The sequence below is a fragment of the Noviherbaspirillum phoenicis genome, assembly GCF_047237965.1.
GTDB lineage: Bacteria > Pseudomonadota > Gammaproteobacteria > Burkholderiales > Burkholderiaceae_D > Noviherbaspirillum_A.
In genome coordinates, this window is sequence record NZ_JBDFLX010000003.1 from 99,352 (window position 1) to 116,028 (window position 16,677).

Consider the following 16,677-nt stretch of genomic DNA (forward strand, 5'->3'; position numbering starts at 1 on the left):
GTTCAAAGGTTTGTTGATCGGTTCACGCCGCGATCCGCATCGCATTGGCCAAGCCGCTGGTACCTACCACTGCGCAAGCGGAAGACATTTCGAAGGTGCTGCGCAGCGCCCAGTAACCGAGCAGACGGGCCACGATTTCGCTTTCATCTTCCGGCCCCAGCAGTCCGTTGGCACGGGCCTGTCCCAGGACGGCAAACACCAGGGTCGGCGAAGCCCGATACATCCCGCCGGGATCGCGGTTCCATGCGGCGAACCGGGCAACAAGCTGTGCTGGCTGCCGCTTTTCAACTTCCAGCACCTCGGCCAGGGTGCGTCCAGCCAGGAGCCTCGGGCGATGGTTGACGAGGAGCGCGACAAAGCCCGGCAGGCTGGCATCCAGACACGCGAAAATTTCTTGCCGCTCCGGATCCAGGCCGTCGCGCGGATACAGTGTTTCCCAAAGCGCCGCCAGCTGCGCCCATTGCGGATGCGGATAGAGTGCATCGCCGATAGCGCAGGACAGGCGTACCCGGAACCACGGGACGGGGTGGGGGTCGTCGGTCGACAACCGGAACACGAAGGGCCGCGGCAGGCTGACCACGCCGATCAGGCCATAGGTCGAGCCGATGCCGACCCGGGCCACCGACCAGAAGTCGGCGACGATCTCGGAAATCCAGCGCTCCCACAACATCCAGGCCTGGCGTTCGCCGGAAGCGCCGCGCTGCATGCCGCGCAGCACCGGCCGCAGCGAGGCCACCAGGTCCAAGAGCGCGGCAGCCTGGTGACCTACCTCGTGCACCAGCGAGGAAGCGATGCCGCTTCCTACCATGCGCTCGCGCGGCACCCGGATGATAGATACCGGGTTGGCGCCGCCGCCCGGCAGCCGGGTGCGGGCGCGGCGGATGGCGGCGCCGACACCGCGGTCGAGGTAGCAGATGATGGGCGGTACTTCGTAATAACGTCCTGGCAGGGCCAGGGCATCGGCGCACAGGATGTCCAGGCCCGACATCCACACCCCGACCTCATGCTCGCTGCGCTGGGTGATGACCGCATTGAACATGTCGAACTGGGTCAGCACTGCGTTGAACTTCAACCGCAGCAGGGAAAAGCGGCGTTGTGCCGCCTCGGCGCCGGCTTCCTGGCCGGGGCCGCGCAGCCAGTCCAGGAAACCCTGCACCATCCCGCGCAGCTCATGGCGCCCGGCGACCAGGTAGCGCTCTATGCCGACCTGGGCACGCGGCAGTAGAGCGGCAGCCGGCACCATGGTTTCGTGCAGCGCGAAGGGTCGCACCCGGGACAACCGGGACAGCAGTGCCCGTGCCTCATGCTCCAGCATGCGCGCGGCGAGGGGGTGCATGGCCATGATGGATCAAGCCCCCAGCAGCACGATGACCTTGCCCTTGCGCACCCAGCGGCCGGTGTTGCGGCGCGGACCTGCGCCCATCCCCTGTTGCTGCATCATGCCGCCTTGGCCGGGCACGGCTGGCATCTGCTGCCCGCCGCTGGCCAAGGCTGGTGCCAGCTTTTGCGCGGCGCTGATTAGGGCGCGCTGGGCAGTGGTCATCGGATCGCCGCCGGGAGAGGCAGCGGCATTCTTAACGGTTTGCGCAGCCAGCTTCACGAACTGCTTGGCGCCCTCGAATTCCCGGTCCTCGTAGGAAAGGGACTCGGCTTCCAGTCCGAGCGCCTTGCCGGCAGCATTGGCTAGGCCCGAACCGATCTTCGCGCCCAGTGGCCCGCCGACATAGCCGCCCAGGGCTGCGCCCGCCATCGGCAGCACCTTGCCCGCAGTACTCTTCAATACCGAACCAAGCGCCTGCCCGATGGGCGAGCGGATCGCGGTGCCGGCGACCCGGCCGACAGTCTTGATCAGGTCGCCCAGGAATTGCTCCAGGTCGGCCTCGTTGTTCACGTTGAGCAGTTCGGCAGCCATTTCTAGCTGCTCGGCTTCGCCAAGCACTTCACCTTCGGCTTCGCCGCCCCATTCACTCTGGCCGAATTCGCCGAATTGGCCGAATGCTTCCTGCTGGCCAAACTCTCCCTGCTGGCCGAATTCACCGAACTGGCCGAATGCTTCCTGCTGGCCGAATTCCAGCGAGGTGCGATCGATGTCGTGCATGATGATCTCCTTAGAAAGTGGCGCGCTGTTGCGCCGGGCGATCCTTGCCGGATCAGTGGGGGATGAAGAAAACGCGTCGGTGCTGCTGCGGGCACAGGGATGGCCATGCTTCAGCAGCAATCCGGGTGCGTGCTCGGTGCTTGCGGCACAGAGCGCATGGCGCGCGACGGGGACGGGAAACGGCGCTGCCGACGTCGATGCCAGCTCATGTGCAGCGGCGGCCGCCAGCCTCACGAATGCCTTGGCTGCCTCGAATTCTTGGTCTTCCGGGCTGAGGCCCTCCAGTTCAAGACCAAATACTTCGCCTGACAGCAGAGTGGCCGAAGGGCTCGCTGTTCCGGAGTTGACCAGGAAAGGCAAGGTGGCGACTGCCGCCTCTTGCAGCAGTTCGCCCAAGGCATGTGCTCCTAGCGCAGTTCCCATCCCCAGGCGTTTGAACAGGGTACAGAGGAAGCGCTTCAGTCCTTCGCCGCCGCTTTCCATCAATATCGTGGCCAGTTCTGTTTCCTCGGCATCGTCCAGGATGCCGGGGGCTTCCAGTTCTGTCCCGAAGGCTCCCGTGCCGAAAGCATCCCGGTACAGAGCATCGGTTTCCGGATTGAATTTGACTAGCGGGCTTTCCATGCAACTTCCTCGGCAATTTTAGGATTTTTGCCGGCTTGCTGCTGCCGGCTATGCCCTTGCATTCGCAAGCGGCGTGCCAGCCTGATTAGGTGTTTTTGACGGGAAAGTGGAAGGCACGAGCGAAGTTGGCTTCGCTTTTCAGCGCGAACGGCCGAGGAAATGCGAAGCTGGCTTCGCATGTGACGAACAGTTGTTTTGTCGCATTAAGCGAGGTGGCCCCCGCCATCCTGCTGTCTTTGAAGAATGAGCAGGCGGCCGTGCTGAATACCAAGGGATGCGATTTCCGGTCGACGTGATTCTGGTTTGTATTCGCTGGTACGCCGCCTACCCCTTGAGCTATCGGCATCTCGAAGAAATAATGCAAGAACGCGGCGTGGTGGTTGACCATTCCTCGATCAATCGCTGGGCGATCCGGTTTCTGCCAGTATTGGAAAAAGCCTTCCGAAAGCACAAGCATGCCGTCGGCACCGGCTGGAGGATGGATGAGACCTACATCAGGGTCAACGGCGACTGGAAGTATCTGTATCGGGCAATCGACAAGCAAGGCCAGACAATCGACTTTCTGTTGACGGCCGAGCGTAATGCAGCTGCCGCTAGGCGCTTCTTCGAGAAAGCCATGCAGCACAACACGGTGCCTGACAAGGTTACGATGGACAAGAGCGGCGCCAACCAGGCAGCGCTGGAGCGACTGAACCAGGAACGCGAAGTACCGATTACGATTCGGCAGGTCAAATATCTCAACAATACTATCGAGCAGGATCACCGCGAGATCAAACGCATCACGCGGCCGATGCTCGGTTTCAAATCATTCCAAGCGGCGCGCGCGATCCTGGCCGGCATCGAACTGATGCATATGATTCGCAAAGGCCAGTTCACGCTGAAGCGTGAAGGCATGTCGTCTGCCGACCAATTTTACGCATTGGCAGGACAATTCCGCCCGGCGTAGGGAGTCGCTGGCAAAATCCGGTACCACTGTGCCTTGCCCTCGCTAAGGCGACACAAACTGACATTGCGCACACCCGCCCTGCTAAGGAACACGCTCCCATTCGGTCGTTGGCATGACACGGAGCCACAGTACACGTGCTAAGCCAGAAATCAGACATGCGACAGCGTAGCCACCGGCCGGTCAAAATGGTATGCCATCGCTTCTAAAATTTTGCCAGGTGAAGTGCGAACCACTTCCCTAGGACGTTTGGCATTCAAATAGTTATTTGGAGATTCCATCCAAGCAGCAATTTCGATTCCTGGTGCGTCGCCGAATGCATTAACTATCGCTTTCATGATGGGCAGTGGCTTGTAGCCTTGATCAAATTGATATTGTGGATAACAGTCCCTATCGCCGCGTTGTATGGCAAAAATACACTTCTCATGCCTCCAGCGGTTCACTTTGGCAGCGCCAGCATTACGTAGGCCCTGAAAGTCAGGTGCGGATCTCGCGGTTAAACCTGCGCCGATTTGTTCTGCTGTGAGCCATTGCGTGCCGGCAAAGATTAGCTTTATCGCTTCTTGCATCATCCGGACCTTGCGAATATTTAGTGCCTCCATGACCGCTCCCTACAGAAAATATTCGGCAGCCAAGTTTCCCTATTGGCAACTTTCAATGCTGAGGTTGCGGCATGTTTATCCGCAGCCGCTAAAGATGCATCAAGTAGTTTCTAGGCTTGTTCGTAGCCAATACGCTTCTTCAAGTCCTCGACATTAAACTGCTTCGCTTCGCCAGCCTTACGAAGATTGATCGGTTAGAATATGTCAATTGCCAAGGTTTCGGCATACGCTCGATCATTTCCATCTGCTCGACTGGCGACAGTGTCTTTATCTCGTCCGCAGGCACAGTATCGTCCGTGATTGGATCAACTGGCTTTCGCTTCAACTTCCATGTTATCGGCATGTCAGTTTCTTCACCGTTACCTAAGATAGTTCTGCTTTGCGGACAAGGCAAGCGCTTGCCTGTTGTCACAAAATCCAATCCCCAATACCTGGTCACCTTTGAATGCGTTAGCGGAGCAGCATGCCCATCCGCAGCAGCATCGCTGAATAGAGAGTTAATGAAGTCGTCAGCTTGCGTTGTGCGAAGAGGCGGCAAATGCGCGGAACGAATAAGGAGCCGCACCTTTTTGTTCAAGTTCGAGTATCGGTGCCCAATGGCGAGCTGAGAATGCGCGACATGCCGGATCGACGCCGAACCCTCATAGAAGAAAAGCGTAGCGATCACGGTCAATGTGTTGCATAGCGGTGCCGCCGGTTTTGACTGCTCTTCGCCCTGATGTGCATCGCTCAACCTCAGCAGAATCGGCTCTCCAGAGCTCTTATTTTGCAGTGGGCGCTTATCATAGCAACATACGCCGCATATCTTCAAAATAACAATCGTAATCATTCCACCCTAGGATATCTATTACATTCGTTGCTAGATATTCAGAATGGAGTTTTCGGTATGTCGTCTCCTGTTCAACGAAAGCTCGAAACTCAAACTGTTCTCCATAGGTTGCCAGTCGCCTAAATACTTCGCGGTTAAGTGCTTCAATTTCCCGATTGGTGGTATTGATGAACTGGTTCAAACCACAAAATATAAGTAATCCAATAGGAATTGTATGAACAATTCTTCCGACAAAGAAACGAGCCGGTAAAATCCTTTTATTAAAAATTCTATTCCATTCATCAGGAATATGTGTATTCTCAGAATATAAACCGATCGCTCGATTTGCCATTCTTAAAATAGAGCCAGCTAATAAACCACAAGTAAAGGCTTCAGTCGAATATTTCTGATGCGCATCGATAATAATATGTTTCTCATCTTTGTTTTTTATCCGCCAGTCGTCAAATGATAGCTGAGATGTTGTTTCATTAAGTGCAATGGAAGCCAAAGGAATTGATTTCTGGATATTTTTTACTTTGTCAGCATATATGGCGTTTTGATGCAGAAGCGCCCGAACAGCATTTTCCGATCGCGTAAGAAAACTTATAGCACTTTCCAATTTTTTTCCCTAAAAATATCCAGCCTGATAATCAACATCTTACTTAACTTAGTTTTCATTCAAACTCATGATCCATCTTTCAGATAATTTAATTAAGGCAATTGCAAAAATTTGACAAATTTCACTCTTTGTCCGGCCAAAAATCGGATTAGCTAGTTAAAGAATATCAAGCTGGATTTTCTCATTCGTGCGCGGAAAAGGACTAGGTCCTTCGTCGAATCCTTTACTGAATTTTAGACTTTGAATAGGCTTGAAGAACATCTTCTTCAACTTTAAGATATTTGGAGATGTATTCAATCTGTCGCTCAATAGCCTCCCAAGTTAGATTAAATGTGCTGTGAAGCTGCTCTAACTCGGCAGTTGGATTTGCTTGATTTTCTAACTCTATTTTAACTGCAACCATAAGCTGTAACAGTTCGCGAGACGAATGATTAAGAATAATTAGTTGCTTTTCTTCTTTGGTAAGCATTATCTGATCTCTTTTCTGAATATAAATTTTCGTCTCCAAAACATGTGGTAGGCAATATCTTTTAAATTTAAAACCGTTCATTTATGCCATGGAAAATTGCCAATAATTTCAAATAAAACTACGAGCTATCCACGACCACTTTTTAAATTATTCACTCAACTTAAAATTTCGAGTGAATGTGCGACTGTTCAAGAAAAACAATAACTTCTGTATCTTTCGTAAGACACAAATACTAAGGATTACTTAATACCCTGTCAAGTAAGAATATTGAAACTGCGGGGATGAAAAAAAATGGTAACCACGGAACTGTTTTCTCAGCGCGTCTCCGACAGGCGCGCCTCTTAGCAGGCTTGACTCAGATCGAGCTTGGTGTGCTTGCTGGAATTGACGAGTTTTCAGCCAGTGCACGGGTAAATCAATATGAGCGAGGAGTGCACGCTCCCGATCATGGAACCGCCGCGCGACTCGCAGCTGCTTTAAAGGTACCGGTCAGCTACCTCTTTGAGCCCAATGACATGCTCGCAAAAGTGATTTTTACAGCTGGAAAACTTGATGAAAATGGGCTTGAAAAAGTTCTCGACTATATAAACGGCCTTGCTTAGTAACTTGAACAAAATGCATCAATTGTTTGATACTTGTGAGATACAGTTACAAGTGATGCAAGCCGGCCCATATGGGACGCCGCTGCGCAAATGCGTTTCGGCAGTCGCCATCACCAAGCTCACTTGCGACTGGTCGCAAACCGCATCGGCATTCAATCCTATTCGGAAAGACCAAAACCGGGCCCCGCTCGGTTGCCGAAGCTGTCTTCAGGTCGTTCCTTGACCGTGACAAGTTCGAAGGCTAGCCGGTCAGCCTGCGCGGGGGGACATGCGATCAACGCTGACCGTTCATCGTTCCGATCGCCTGCCGGTGGCGCCAATAACTGCCAGTGGAGGAGAGACGAGAATCCTTGGCCAGAGGGAACCCGTCAGGTCGGGCGCCCGGCCGGATTGGAAGTTGGCGTGCGAAAGAATATCTATATGGATGCCGCCAGCATTGCCAAGGCACGGAGACTGAGGGAATGGCAACTTCAGTATTGGACCCAGGATCGGGTTGAATATGATGCCCCAGAAATGCAAGAAGGTGTCTTACTAAGAGCATTACATTGATGCCGCCATTTGCCCAGTAATAAACTTCTGACACAAGGAGAAAAGAGGTTGCTCGCTTACATCGACCTTCGGATGCAGCTTTAAGCTGCTAGCCTCTATGGTATTGGCTGACAACTTCCACATTTCTAACGCGAGCTCGAAGCTCATCGCTCTTATTGGGTTTGAGCCGTCTCAGTCTCACCGATCTGCCATCACTTGTTTCTTACTTACGCAACTTATTGACGTGTCTGCTTTGCTTCTTCGAGCCATGCCGAGTTGTCGAACGCTTACGGTTAGCAACTCTGCACGGGACTTACTGCCGTGAACCAGCATCGCCTAAACAACGCGGGCCGTTTTGTTGGCTTGGGCTACACAGGCAATGTTCATGTTTCTTCGACCTGCCAGTTGTTGCAGCCAGCAATCCACAGTCCCTGCCTTATGCATAGTGTGATGCGGGTGATCGAGGACTGGCTAGAAGGAAGCACATTCAAACGGCCCGTGCGCTATGCCAGGCTGCTGACCGATGCCCACTCAATCCCGACTGACATCCTCCCGCCGCTGTTTGAGCCTGTTGTGGTCAAGATGACGGCGAACCAGATGACGCTGCAACGCTACCAGATCGGTACCCGCGACGGCGCAGCGGTGCACTATATGCAAAGTGGGCCGTCCGCATGACGGCCCGGGGTGAATGAATCATCCAGCTTTGTCCACCTCTGGCGTCGGCTTCGACTGCTGTGCCGCAAGGGCTGCTTCCCGCTCCTCGACGGTGGCGCGAAGATAACAGTTATAAACCCACCTGCCGCGGCCGTCGCCATGGCCCAGATCGTTGCTGAGTCTGGACAGTGCTTTCTTTTCACTCATTTGCAGCTCGCCTCGGTAATACTGAAACTGTTCCCACGTGAAGCTACGCCGAAGCGAATGCTGTGCATCTTTCCCGGCAATACCGAGTTTCTTCATGCGCTTGTGGTTGCATGCCATGGCCGCTTTCAAGCTCACCGAGTCGACCAGGAATTCCTGGTGCTCCAAAACCTTTAGCGCCGCGTCTACAGCCACCATCGCCTCTGCCGCCTTTGTGGGGCAAAGAACTACGGATCTGGGACGCCCACCTTTAGGGCCTTTCCTCACGATAATCGGCTGACCGTTTTCGAGCGCTCGCTTCCATTCCAACAGCGACCCCTCGCTCTGGATGGCCTCTCGTCCTCTGAGGCCGATTGCGTGCTCCAGTAGCAGGATCGCTGCCGTATCTTCCCTCGCCTTCTCCAGCGCCGTTTCCAGCACATCGACGTGGACTACGGTGCCGGTCCCAATCCGGGATGCGCTAGGCACGCCAAGCAATTTGCTTGAACACGTTACTACCGCGAACTCACCACGCCCGACGCACTTCAACGCGCGACGGATATGCGACGCCTCGTTCTGGATCGTCCGGTTAGTCACCTTTCCAATGCGGGACTGGATATATGCCCGGAATTGTTTGAAGGTCAAAGTCAATGGATCAACCTTTCCCCAACGCGCTTCCTTCGCAAATGCTTCAAGTGCGATGAAGGTCGTCCGCATTTTCGGATTCATTGTTGTCGCCGCACGCTTCTGTCCAAGGGCCGATTGCATAAATTTTGCGGTCATTGAATCCGAGTCAGCATAGAGAATCAAAACGCGCGTGGAGTACAGCGCCCTTGCCTTTTTCTTCAACCGGTCAGCGGCACGTTTTGCGGCACGGTTTGCCTTCGCAGCCTGGCCAGCCGTTGCAGCGCCAGCCACGTTCACTCGCTTCGCCATAAACACCTCCATAGTGGTCACTACAAGTAGGAAAAATCTGTAAAGCCGGGCACAGCAACAGCAAGGTGATACAAGCCAAAACGGGGAACACCGTTTGGTTACTGCGGAGTTCAGATATCGGTCGGCTACCGCTGTCCGCGGGGGCACTTAGCCTGGGTACTACGCTGAGAGGGCACTACGAGGGCACAAACGTTCAAACGTCACTTCATACCAACGCTTCAAATCGTGGCCCTGTCCGAGCTGGTTGGAACTCTCCTGACGTCGAGTCACTACCAACCTTCTGAAGTAAAAAAAACGCAACGAGCAGCAGCGATCTACCCAGCTAGATCGGGCCGGCATGGTGTGCGTCAAAAACCTTTCTTGGGGAGTTTTTGGCAACCGCATGGAGCTCGAAATCCGCTTACTCATGGGCTGCAAATTCAGGGCTGGCTCTAACTGCGAAACCTACTTTTCGGATCGCGGAAGCGACCGCTAGAATTGGTTGGGCGGGGGCTGGCCAGGATCGATGTGCCACAAGTTTTCGGAAGTTTGTTGGAGGGAGCTATTGAGCAGAAATTGGCTTCTTACCGGATTGCAATGACACGCTGTTTGCATAATCAAAACAGACTTTTATGAAGGCGAGACATCACCAGGTGGCATGCTGGTGTGAACCAGTGTTCGGAGACTCCGCGGTCCGGGCAAGTTCCGGAGCTTCGCAGTGTGCGATGCCCAATGGCTGTTGGGTGCTGCGGCAGTACGGCAGGCCGTGGCAGCTCTTGCGGATAGGTTGAAACGGCTTGGGTTGAGCGCTCCTGCGAGGCCCTATCTGGCTGGATGCTGAGAGATGCTTGCACGTGGCGACCACAGAAGGAAGCCATCGTATTGTGGAACAAAGTTGGAAGGTCGGCAGAGCCGATAGCTTGCGGGTCAAGCAGGTTATTCGCTTCCGCTGGGCGGATGAGAAACCTAGAGTCTTTGGCAGACTTTTGTCGCAGATGCCGCGAGAAAAGCCCGTAGTTGAATTTGAAGCTGCCGCTTAGCGACATGGAAGTATGTCATTACAATTGAAGCGTTGCAAGTATTTGGATGGCTTTTTTATGGTAAGCCGCATTCCATCTGAAGAGACTTATCAGATTTGGTTTCGACTTGTCACTTCGGCGAAAGGACCATGTTCGGCCAAAAGCGAACTGGGATTGGAACGGCCTGTTGCGGCGGCGATCTGGTAAACAGCACAATCGCCCGTAGAAGTTAGGAAAACGATGCAACTTTTATGAGCACTTCGAGCTGGATCGCCTAGTGCTTTGATGGCTGCGGAGTCTTAGCAGAGGTATAAGGGAGCCAAGGGATCGGCTCTAAAGAATCGACCTGCAAGTCAGCTGCGTTCGGCAATCGAGGGATTCTCGTGCACGGCGAAAATTTGAATTTGGGAATTGTTTTGAAGCTGCCGCTGGGCGGCGTGCGAATATTAGACTATCGAAATTCGATAAGTCAACTGCTATTCGCGAAGATGCCGTGACCAGGTCAACAAAATGACCATTTGCAAATCGCATGTGAAACACACAAGGATTTGCGCGAGGCGAAGCAATTCGGGGTCTTAGAGTATTACTCAAGGTATGAGTAGTTGCTACTCACACCTGAGTAAGCGCTACTTAGAGTGTGAGTAAACGCTACTCATGCCGTGAATAGTCTCTACTCAGCGCGTGAGTATTTATTATTCATGCAAAAAGATTAACCCTTTCACTTTTCTTGAAACCCATGAACACAATTGCCGAACAAGATCTCTTTCCAGTGTTTGAAAGAACCATTATCGCGCTCGACGTTGGGCGCAGCGGTGTCAAAGCTATTGCGCTGTACGACGGCATGAAGATTCCGCTGGTGTACCCGGCGATCGTCGCTCGTGCAGTCAAGCTCGCAGACGAGGAAACGATGGCGCGCATTGCCCACGAAATCGTAACGGTGGATAACGCTGATTACTTTACCGGTGAAGCAGCCCGTCTATATACCCAGGCTGAAAATAATGCTGGCTTAACCAATGACTGGACCGACGGCGCCGAATATAAAGCACTTGTGCTGGGCGCAATTTCACGATTTAAGCATATGGGAGTGAGAGGGTTGAATGACGCGTATGTCGTTGTAGGAACTCCGGCGGATCACTACCTTTCTGGCCGCGCCGCATTAGAAGACAGCACATCATCTGTTCTAAAGAATGCGCAAGTAAAATCTTTGTCGCAGCCTATCGGCGTATACCTTTCTCATGTTTTGGATCAGAAGGGCAGCGCTATTTTGGATAAGCATCGTGATTCGTTTGGCCGCCGCACTTCTTGGATTATTATCGAAGTAGGACACTTCGATACCGGCTTCACGTACATAAAGGAAGGGGCGCATCAACAAGACCGGGATGATATTGCGGAAGGAATTAGTGCTGCGGCAAAAAATCTAAAGTGCATTCTGCAGGCAAAAAAGATACGGCGCGACATGCTGGAATGCGACGAGGCATTGCGTATCGGGAAAATTCTTTTGTTTGGCAAAGAGCAGCCAATTACCGACGAGATAGTTGAAGCTGTTGAACCGGTCGCACGAAAAATTATCGAAAAGGCAGAAATTCTTTTTGCAAGGGAAGCTTCTAAGGTCAACGGTATTTTGCTGGCGGGTGGTGGCAGTAATGCGATTTTGCATCAGCTAAGAGAGAAATGGTCGAATACGATTGCATTGCCAGAGCCGCGAATGTCAGTTGCGGAAGGGTATTTGCGTTATGCAATTAGCGTTATGCAAAAACGTTTGAAAGAACAGAATTTGAACAATGCGACGGTGGTGAATGGCTAGCCGGCCGGAACGAGCGAAGCGACGTCTGCAGATTGTCGTAAAGGAGTCTGCTTGTCCTGGACTGATCGCTAACTTGGCTCATTTACCAGAAGGATGCGAAAACGTATTTATACGTGCCGTACTTGTGGAATGGTTTACATCTAATAACAATGACACTGAATTGGCTACCCGTCTTGTAGAGCAATACCGGACTATTGAATTTCGCAACGAGCTTGGAATTAGGACCGGTGAACAAGGCTGTGTTTGCCTGCGAGACCCGACTACGCCATTGCAAGCGGATCGCGGCGTGGGCCAGACAGTTTCGTTACAGACGACACCATTCTCTAACGAGACTGGAAATCATTTGTCCCCGGTCCGTCTTCCGCCGTCGGAGAGTTCTGCGCCGACTGCTGCGTCGCTAGTTCGTGGGGAACTGCCTATGGCAGCACCGGCGCCGGCGTTTGATGTCGAATTTGACCCAGACCAGTTCTAAGCGCAACAGAGCGAGCTCAATATTGCGAGCGCAAGATGTGGCATTTTTTGAGGTGACCTAACTTTTGTGGACACTCCCGTTTCATAAATTGAGTCAATGGGAGAAAGCATGAAGAGAGAGGTGGCCCCGTTCGTTTGGACAGAGACTGGCAAGGCTTAAGTGGAACCTGGCTGATGATGGGTCTTTCCGAGTGGCCTACGCTGCCCGTCGCATTGCAGGGATGTGCTTGAAGTAAAACGCATCTGGCGTCATGCCGTCAAGCGAACTATGAGGCCTGCGGCCGTTGTAGAAGTCGATATACCGTCCAATCCCGCTGCGCGCAACACTGACTGTCTCGTAGGCGCGCAAGTAGACCTCTTCATACTTGATCGATTTCCAGAGCCGCTCTACAAATACGTTGTCGCGCCAGCAGCCCCGGCCATCCATGCTGATGGCAATGCCATTTTCCTTGAGGAGCTGGGTGAATTCTTGACTCGTAAACTGGCTACCCTGGTCGGTGTTGAAGATGTCCGGCTTGTCGTAGTGGTGGATTGCTTCCTGAACCGCCTCAATGCAGAAGTCAGTGGTCAGTGTGTTCGACAGGCGCCATGCCAGAACGCGGGGGCTGGCCCAATCCATCACGGCAAACAGATAGACGAAGCCTCGCTTCATTGGGATGTAGGTAATATGCGCGGCAAAGACTTGGTTCGGCAGGCTGAGATCCATCTGGCGCAGCAGGTACGGATAAACTGCGTGAGCAGGATGGCGCCGGCTGGTGTTGGGCTTCTTGTACACCGCTTCGATGGTCATGTGCTTCATCAGCGTCGTCACATGTTTGCGGCCAATCGCATGGCCATCCTGCCGCAGCATGTCCCGTAGCATCCAACTGCCAGCAAACGGGTATTCCAGGTGCAGTTCGTCGATCCTGCGCATGAGCGCCAGGTCCGTTTCACTGGCCTGCCGAGAACGAGAGTAGGCAGTCGAGCGCGCCAGGGAGAGGTTCTGGCATTGCCGTGTCACCGGCAGAGCATGGCTACGGTCGATCATTTCTTTGCGCTTAGCAATCCCGCTTTGGTGAGCGCGCTTCCTAAAAAATCGATTTCCAGTGCCTGCTGCCCAATCTTTGCGTGCAACACTTTCAGGTCCGGCTCGTTCTCCTTCTTGCTGGCAGTACCGTCGAATACGTCAGCAGCCCGCTCCAGCAGCTGCCGCTTCCATTCGGTCACCTGGGTCGGATGGACTTGGGACTGCTCAGCGATTTTGGTGAGCGTCTTATCGCCACGTAATCCCGCTACGGCCACCTTGGCCTTAAAGCTGCCTGAGTGGTTCCGTCTGCTTCTATTTGTCATACGCTTGCTCCTGTATTCGGCCTTGCGACCGAGATTTTGAAGCAAGGTTTCCACTTATCCATCTGCCCGAATTCCCGGGACCACTTCTAAGAACAGATTTGATGACCTATACGCCCGAGTTTCGTGCGGAAGCGGTCAAGCTGGCATTGGAACAAGGACTTTCGCTGGAAGTGGCGGCGCAGCGGCTGTGGGTGCCGAAAGGGACGTTGTCAAACTGGGTCAGGGCTACCAAGCGGGGGTCAACAGCATCAGCCTCAGCCCCCGGCAGTCGTGGTGCCGCTGACTTGGAAGCGGAGAACGCCAGGTTGCGCCGTGAGCTCGCGGTGGAGCGCATGGAGAAGGAAGTCTTAAAAAATGCCCCGCGAGCCTCGCCGCCGTCCTGATAAGTAGGAACATCATTGGCAGAAAGACATGGAATGGTGCTCTTGAAAGCCCATGTCGACGACACACGTTACGCGGACCACTCTCGTAAGTAATTGATTTTTAAATCGGAAAAGCAGACTGCCGATAATTTTAGGTGCCAATTTTATGGGCGGTCTGCAATTTGGCGCCGTCACACGCGACGATCATAACAACCTCGAAAAATATCGTGTACCTATTGATGGCCGAGTTTTCCTGCCTGCTGCAGAATCCGAGTCGAACTAAGCCTGGGGGCCTTGCTATAGCCGGAAGAGTTCAACCAAGCCGATGACGACGTTATCGAGCGGGATGCCCAGGCAGCATGCCGAGCCACCGGTATTGCCTTGCGCCATGCCGCTAGATCATACGGCGCACCGGGGCGATGTCATAGAACGGATCACTGCCAGCGCGCGTCCGGTATTCCGGGTGGGCGCGCCTGAAAAAGAGAGCAGCAGCGTCGCCCGAGACAACCGACCCCAGGACTAGTCGTTGGGTTTTGAGGTTGTAAATCAAGGCGAATTGCACGGCGCAGGGAAAAGAAGAAGAACAAGAACAGAATGAATTTTAGTAGAGGCGTCTCCGGCGCCAGCGTAGAAACGGCCCACCAGAACAGCAGCATTTGGACCTAGCCAACCATGCCCGAACCCTATACTGAAACCGGATCGAATGCTCATGGATATGATGCGAGATTTCAGAATTAACGCCAATCACGCCGTTAGAAACCTCCCGTGGTGGCTTTTCTGCCTGTTGTCTTTTGTTGTTCTTTTTATCGCCACAGATTGTTGCATCGAAAGTGGCGTTCATCAAAGGGAGCAGCGCGAGACTGAAACGGCGTATGCCGTTAGTTCGATTTTCGAATCAGCGGCACGGCGTGCCTTTACCAGGTCGCACGTTATACCGCTAACAGTGAACCAATGGATAGCTTGAAGGCATCCTCAGCAACGTTGAACTGCCCATCGCTCACATTCTCAAATGGAGAAGGTTCAGCCAAGCTCTGACATCAGCCCTCCCTGTTTGAACGTTATGGGGTCATTTCCGCCCCGGCCCCAGAATTGCCTCGCGTGCAAATCCGATCGCGATCCCGGGCAAAGATGAATCGCCGCGCTGGACTCGCTGCAAGACTCTGCGAATCCATGCCCTAGGGTCCTGCTTTTCTTGAAAAGTCCGAGCTGCTCGGATTTTTTTCAACACCCTTGCCAGCTCTTCCTGTGAAGACTTCGTATTTCCCGTAGTGGGGGAGTAGGCAAGCGTTGGCTTCAGGATGTTCGACCATTTCCCCTTGTGCACCTCCTTCTCCAGCGCGGCCTCCCATCGCGGCTTGATTGCCGCATAGCCTTCCTGCTTCAACTCAAAAAACATGCCGGCTGCCGCGAAGTAGATCGCGGGGTGCGACCATATGCCCGTCTCGCCGCGCTCGCGCGCATTCATACCCGCGATGGCCTCCATATACGCCGCGGCAGGGTTAAGGATTGGCTTGCAAAGAGCAATGTACTCCGGCAAGGTCGGCGGCCATTTGCACGTCACCAAAGCTACAAGGCCGCGATTTAGTTCTTCCGGGGTAAGCTTCCCCAACTCCATGGCCCATACCGCCTTCACTGTCGCATTGTCGGTTCCCTGCCATTGCTGCGCGAATTTTGCGCCGTAGTAGCCGTGCATGCGTTCAAAAAGGCTTTCAACCCAATGCAATGGGACGGGCTGCGGATGTGATGTAGATGAATTCGGAACGTTGCTCATGTTGCCTCCTGCCTGTTAGACCTTCGATGGTTTCGCGCTGCGCGCGCTCCTTCTCCGACTCGTACCGGAAAGGAGAGGCTCGCGGCTGCACAGCTCCTGCCACATTCATCGATGCTTTTTCTCTGGCCCAGCGCTCAAGGATCTTCAACACATAGCCCACGCCAATACTTTCGTTAGGCTTTGATCGCTTTGCTTCACCGCATGCAGCGGCGACGGTCTCGGGCGTGATGCCTTGCGAGGCAAGGGCAATAAGCCGTGGGTCTGCAGGCTGCGCCGGTATGCCGGCTGTTCTCATGACAACGCTCAAATCGGCTGGTGTCACAGCGCGCGCGCCTACTTCGATGTCTTGACGCTGGCGGTGATCCTGCTGGGGGTTCGGAGAATCAGGAATCAGGGAATCTGGAATCGGAGAATCAGCCGGATTAGCATTATGGGACCACGGTTCTTGCCCGGTGCCGGCACCGGACAAGGCTGGTGCCGGTATGGCGCTCTGCTTTTCATCTTTGTGTGGGTGTTGGTGTTTATCGAATGCAAGAATCTGAATATACCTAGCGTCACCATTTTTGTAGCGCAATAGGAACCCAGAAGATTCCAGATCATCCAGCGCGCCGTCTATATCAACGTTGTCTGCTGGAAAGACTGCCATCTTGATGCGCTTGGGGCGATCCTCCAGACGGCCGGCACGATCGGCGACAGTCCACAGGCCAATGAAGAGCAGCCTGGTCGAGAACGGGAGCCCAACGAGTTCCTCATTTACAAAAAATCCAGGTTTGATATTTCGTGCGCGGGCCATGGCTATACTCCTCTGGAAGCTTTAAGGAGCTCACGCCGCGATCCGCATCTTGTTCCGGTTCTTGGCGCCGTTCCCGGCAACCC

General features: G+C 53.8%; 14 protein-coding genes and 1 pseudogene. 5 read left to right on the top strand and 10 right to left on the bottom strand.

Going from position 1 to position 16,677, the window contains the following annotated elements; genetic code table 11:
- Positions 1-22: 22 nt before the first annotated feature.
- Both ABC383_RS22790 and ABC383_RS22795 read right to left on the bottom strand, forming a co-directional pair.
- On the bottom strand, positions 23-1,342 hold the full coding sequence (locus ABC383_RS22790; protein ID WP_413017532.1) for a hypothetical protein: 1,320 nt from the start codon (positions 1,340-1,342) through the stop codon (positions 23-25).
- A 6-nt stretch (positions 1,343-1,348) separates the two neighbouring features.
- Positions 1,349-2,722: a hypothetical protein gene (locus tag ABC383_RS22795; protein ID WP_413017534.1), complete on the bottom strand. Its 1,374-nt coding sequence runs from the start codon at positions 2,720-2,722 to the stop codon at positions 1,349-1,351.
- A gap of 274 nt (positions 2,723-2,996) precedes the next feature.
- Here ABC383_RS22795 and ABC383_RS22800 point away from each other — a divergent pair, with 274 nt between their 5' ends.
- Positions 2,997-3,668 carry an IS6 family transposase gene (locus ABC383_RS22800; RefSeq protein WP_413017536.1) on the top strand — a complete coding sequence of 224 codons (672 nt, stop codon included), beginning with the start codon at positions 2,997-2,999 and terminating at the stop codon, positions 3,666-3,668.
- A 149-nt stretch (positions 3,669-3,817) separates the two neighbouring features.
- Here ABC383_RS22800 and ABC383_RS22805 read toward each other — a convergent pair whose 3' ends face one another.
- From ABC383_RS22805 to ABC383_RS22820, 4 genes are all read right to left on the bottom strand, one after another.
- Entirely contained in the window at positions 3,818-4,267 is a 450-nt protein-coding gene (locus tag ABC383_RS22805; protein WP_413017538.1) for a hypothetical protein, read from the bottom strand.
- A gap of 139 nt (positions 4,268-4,406) precedes the next feature.
- Positions 4,407-5,000 carry a hypothetical protein gene (locus tag ABC383_RS22810; RefSeq protein WP_413017540.1) on the bottom strand — a complete coding sequence of 198 codons (594 nt, stop codon included), beginning with the start codon at positions 4,998-5,000 and terminating at the stop codon, positions 4,407-4,409.
- A 49-nt stretch (positions 5,001-5,049) separates the two neighbouring features.
- Positions 5,050-5,694 (bottom strand): hypothetical protein, encoded by a 645-nt coding sequence (locus ABC383_RS22815; protein ID WP_413017542.1) that lies wholly within the window; start codon positions 5,692-5,694, stop codon positions 5,050-5,052.
- A gap of 223 nt (positions 5,695-5,917) precedes the next feature.
- Positions 5,918-6,163, bottom strand: a complete 246-nt coding sequence (locus ABC383_RS22820) for a hypothetical protein (RefSeq protein WP_413017544.1) — start codon at positions 6,161-6,163, stop codon at positions 5,918-5,920.
- A gap of 281 nt (positions 6,164-6,444) precedes the next feature.
- On the opposite strand from ABC383_RS22820, the gene ABC383_RS22825 reads away from it, so the two are divergent.
- Together ABC383_RS22825 and ABC383_RS22830 are read left to right on the top strand one after the other, a co-directional pair.
- Complete coding sequence (locus tag ABC383_RS22825) at positions 6,445-6,765, top strand: helix-turn-helix domain-containing protein (protein WP_413017545.1); 321 nt, start codon at positions 6,445-6,447, stop codon at positions 6,763-6,765.
- Between the two features lie 849 nt (positions 6,766-7,614).
- On the top strand, positions 7,615-7,968 hold the full coding sequence (locus tag ABC383_RS22830; protein ID WP_413017546.1) for a hypothetical protein: 354 nt from the start codon (positions 7,615-7,617) through the stop codon (positions 7,966-7,968).
- A gap of 18 nt (positions 7,969-7,986) precedes the next feature.
- Here ABC383_RS22830 and ABC383_RS22835 read toward each other — a convergent pair whose 3' ends face one another.
- Positions 7,987-9,066, bottom strand: coding sequence for an integrase domain-containing protein (locus tag ABC383_RS22835; protein ID WP_413017548.1), 1,080 nt, complete (start codon positions 9,064-9,066; stop codon positions 7,987-7,989).
- Between the two features lie 1,734 nt (positions 9,067-10,800).
- Here ABC383_RS22835 and ABC383_RS22840 point away from each other — a divergent pair.
- Positions 10,801-11,868 (top strand): ParM/StbA family protein, encoded by a 1,068-nt coding sequence (locus tag ABC383_RS22840; RefSeq protein ID WP_413017550.1) that lies wholly within the window; start codon positions 10,801-10,803, stop codon positions 11,866-11,868.
- A 667-nt stretch (positions 11,869-12,535) separates the two neighbouring features.
- Here the strand turns inward: ABC383_RS22840 and ABC383_RS22845 are convergent.
- A protein-coding gene (locus ABC383_RS22845) for an IS3 family transposase (protein ID WP_413018457.1) occupies positions 12,536-13,668 on the bottom strand; the annotation gives its coding sequence in 2 pieces (ribosomal slippage) (positions 12,536-13,416 and positions 13,416-13,668; 1,134 coding nt in all).
- A gap of 101 nt (positions 13,669-13,769) precedes the next feature.
- Between ABC383_RS22845 and ABC383_RS22850 the strand changes: the two are divergent.
- Positions 13,770-14,021, top strand: a pseudogene (locus tag ABC383_RS22850) (transposase); the annotation flags it as partial.
- A gap of 1,075 nt (positions 14,022-15,096) precedes the next feature.
- On the opposite strand, the gene ABC383_RS22855 reads toward ABC383_RS22850, so the two are convergent.
- Together ABC383_RS22855 and ABC383_RS22860 are read right to left on the bottom strand one after the other, a co-directional pair.
- Positions 15,097-15,801: a hypothetical protein gene (locus tag ABC383_RS22855; RefSeq protein WP_413017552.1), complete on the bottom strand. Its 705-nt coding sequence runs from the start codon at positions 15,799-15,801 to the stop codon at positions 15,097-15,099.
- Complete coding sequence (locus tag ABC383_RS22860) at positions 15,740-16,594, bottom strand: hypothetical protein (protein WP_413017554.1); 855 nt, start codon at positions 16,592-16,594, stop codon at positions 15,740-15,742. Before ABC383_RS22860 ends, ABC383_RS22855 begins: the two co-directional genes overlap by 62 nt.
- Between the last annotated feature and the right edge of the window lie 83 nt (positions 16,595-16,677).